The following is a 3019-nucleotide window of genomic DNA, read 5'->3' on the forward strand; positions in this document are numbered from 1 at the left end:
TGACCGGCTCGTCGACGGGCTCGTCGACCGGGTCGTCCAGAGGTTCGTCCGCGCGGTCGGCTGCACTGGGGGTGGGGGGCATGCCGTGGATGGTAGTGACGTGGCGCACCCGTTCCCGCAGGTCATTCGGCATGCCCCGGAATCCTGCCCGAATCCGCCCGGGCGGAGAGTGTTAGCCTGGCCCGGCGGGCTCGGTACCCACGGGTCTGTTCCGACGCCCATCTCGACCACCTCCGGAGCCAACGGCACGTGACCCTGACCCTGACCCTCGCCCTCGCAGTGGCCTTCGGCATCGCGGCGATCTCACCGTTGCTGGCCCGCACCATGGGGCGGGACGCGGGATGGCCGCTCGCGGCGCTGCTCGGCGGCCTCGCCCTGTACATCTGGTTCGCCGTCCCCGTCGACACCGTCTCCACGGTCGCGTGGATGCCCGCGTTGGGCGTCGAACTCCGCCTGTCCCTCGACCCGCTGGCCCGCGTGTTCACCATGATCGTCCTCGGGATCGGGGCCGTGGTGATGGCCTACTCGTCCCGGTACCTCGGGCGCGGTGGCGGTCACGGCGGGTACTACGGCCTGATGACGCTGTTCGCCGCGTCGATGCTCGGGCTGGTCCTGGCGGACGACGTCGTCCTGCTGTTCGTCGCGTGGGAGTTCACGACCCTCTGCTCCTTCTTCCTCATCACGCTCGCCGGCCCCAAGGGAACGCAGCCCGCGGTGCGGACGCTCCTCGTCACCGTCGCGGGCGGGCTGTGCCTGCTCACCGCCGCGGCGCTCATGGTGGTCCGCACCGGCACCACCGTCCTGTCGGAGATCCTGGTCGATCCGGTGTGGTCGACTGACCCCGGCTTCGCCACGGTGATCGCCGTACTGATCGCCATGGCCGCGTTCACCAAGTCCGCGCAGTTCCCGTTCCAGGCGTGGTTGCCGGACGCCATGGTCGCGGCGACCCCGGTCAGCGCGTACCTGCACGCGGCCGCCATGGTCAAGGCCGGCATCTACCTGCTGCTGCGGTTCTCCGAGGCACTGCACGACGTCCCGGTGTGGAACCTGCTCCTCATCACCTGCGGAATGACCACCGCCGTTCTCGGGGCCGTGTTCGCAATGCAGCGGGACGACCTCAAGGAACTGCTGGCCTACTCCACGATCAGCCAGCTGGGCTTCCTGGTGGCGACGATCGGCGTGGGCACCCCGGCCGCCATGGTCGCCGCGATCGTGCACACCATCGCCCACGCGCTGTTCAAGTCGTCCCTGTTCATGTTTGTGGGCGTGGTCGACCAACAGACCGGCACCCGGGCCATGAGTGGTCTCCCGCGGCTCTACCGCATCATGCCCGGCACGGCGATCGGCGTGGGACTGGCCGCGGCGTCGATGGCGGGGCTCCCCCCGCTGCTGGGCTTCGTGTCCAAGGAGTGGATGTTCAAATCCATGCTCGACGCGCCGGGAGCCGCGTGGACCGGGCCCGCGCTCGGTGCCCTGGCCGTGTTCGCCGCCACCTTCACCTTCGCCTACTCGGCACGCTTCCTGCTCGGCGGGTTCGTCACCCACGGCCCCCCGGCGGGGCCGGGCCCCGAGCCGGTACACAGCACCCCGGAGACCATCGAGGCGCCCCACGCCTCGTTCTTCCTCCCCGCCGCCCTGCCCGCGGTGCTGGGGCTGGTGCTCGGATTCACCGGGTTCCTCCTCGAACCCGCTGTCGCGGCAGCGGCCCGCGCCTCCCTCGGCGAGGGATACAAGGCGGATTTCGGTCTGTGGCACGGGTTCGCGCCCGAGTTGTTCATGTCGATGGCCGTGATCGCGTTCGGCATCGTGCTGGTCCTGGTGCGCAATCCCCTGGACCGCTTCCTCAACCGTGAGCTCGCCCCCATCACCGGGGTGGCGACGGTCGACGCGCTGCGCCGCTGGGCCATCGCGGGCGGGGCGCGCGTCGGCGACGTCACCCGGACGGATCGGATCTCCCGGCACGTCTGGGCCGTCCTCGTGGTGCTGGTCGCCCTGGCCGCCGTGGGTGTGGCGGTCGTCCGCCCCGAACCCGAGGTGGGCTCACCCGTCCGGGCGGAGGACTGGGTGGTGGTGCTACTGCTCGTGGTGGGGACCGCAGCCATGGTCATCTCCCGCTCCAGGGTCGGCGCCGTCGCGAACGTCGGGATCGTCGGGTTCGCCATGGCGCTGTGGTTCTTCACTCTCGGTGCGGTCGACGTGGCTTTGACCCAACTCCTCGTCGAGGTCCTCACCGTCGTCGTCATCGTCCTGGTCCTCCAGCGACTCCCCCCCACCTTCCACATGGTCTCCCGCTCACGCATGCTCGTCAGCGCGGCCGTCGCGATCGTGATCGGCCTGGCCTCGGGCGCGGCGGTGTGGGCCATGACCGGTCGCCGGGAACTCTCCGATGTCGGGCGGTACTTCCTCGACAACGCGGAGGAGGACACCGGTGGCATCAACGTGGTCAACACCGTCCTGGTGGACTACCGAGCGCTGGACACCCTCGGCGAACTCACCGTGCTCGGGGTGGCCGGACTCGCGGTGGTCCTGGCTCTGCACGCCAGGCGCACCCTGCCCCGTCGCCAGGTGCGTCTCTCCGTCCCCTCGAATTCGCCGCTCCTGCCCGCCGAGGACAACGGGGTCTTCCTCCGCACGTTCGCCCGGGTACTGGGCCCCCTGATCGTGTTCCTCTCTCTCTACTTCCTCGTGCGCGGCCACAACGCCCCCGGCGGAGGGTTCAACTCCGCGCTCATCGGCGGGGCCGGAATCGCGATCTACTACCTGCGCGCACCCAGGGACGAGGCGGCGCGGATCCGGGTCCCATACGTCGCGGTCATCGCGGCGGGAGTGGTCATCGGGGTCGTCACGGGTCTCGCGGGCTTCGTGGACGGCTCGTTCCTCCTGCCGCTGCACGCCTACCTCGGCGACGTGCACCTCACCACTGCGTTGGTCTTCGACGTGGGCGTCTACCTGGCGGTCCTCGGAGTGATCATGGCCGCGATCGACAAGCTCGGCGGGGACGACCGGAGCGACGAACCCG

Annotated in this window: 1 protein-coding gene; it reads left to right on the plus strand. The window is 70.2% G+C overall.

Translation table 11 applies throughout. The features are described from left to right. Positions 1–249: 249 nt before the first annotated feature. On the plus strand, positions 250–3019 hold a 2770-nt coding region (locus G6017_RS09225), incomplete at its 3' end, for a DUF4040 family protein (RefSeq protein ID WP_347237974.1).

The sequence above is a fragment of the Dietzia sp. B44 genome, from assembly GCF_014145245.1.
Taxonomy (GTDB): Bacteria; Actinomycetota; Actinomycetes; order Mycobacteriales; family Mycobacteriaceae; genus Dietzia; species Dietzia natronolimnaea.